This is a genomic window from Dietzia sp. CQ4, from assembly GCF_014145125.1.
GTDB lineage: Bacteria > Actinomycetota > Actinomycetes > Mycobacteriales > Mycobacteriaceae > Dietzia > Dietzia natronolimnaea.
The window spans coordinates 1-405 of the sequence record NZ_JAALDZ010000409.1; the positions used below are offsets into that span (position 1 = coordinate 1).

Genomic DNA, 405 nt, shown 5'->3' on the forward strand with positions numbered 1-405 from the left:
GCCCGTGGGAAGGGGATCACCACGTCGGTCGACATCCTGGCCGACGGCGACCCCGGGATGCTCGAGTGGATCGCGGACGCGCTACCGCACGTGGACTACCTGTTGCCCAACGACGACCAGGTCCGCGGCTTCACCGGCGCCGACACGCTGGCCGAGGGCGCGCGCATGCTGATCGAGCGCGGGGTCGCGTGCGTGGCCCTCACCGCGGGCGCCGACGGCGCGCTCGTCGTGACACCGGACGAGACCATCGCGGTACCCGCCTTCGCGATCGACGTCGTCGACACCACCGGCTGCGGGGACTCGTTCTCTGCCGGGTTCCTGGTGGGGCGTCATCTCGGTCGCGACCTGCGGGGCTCCGCCGTCCTCGGCTGCGCGGTCGCGGCCCAGGTGGCCCGGGGGCTCGGG

The 405-nt window shown here is 73.8% G+C and carries 1 protein-coding gene; it reads left to right on the forward strand.

Going from position 1 to position 405, the window contains the following annotated elements; all coding sequences use genetic code 11:
• On the forward strand, positions 1-405 hold a 405-nt coding region (locus tag G6031_RS17985; protein ID WP_241737412.1), incomplete at both ends, for a PfkB family carbohydrate kinase.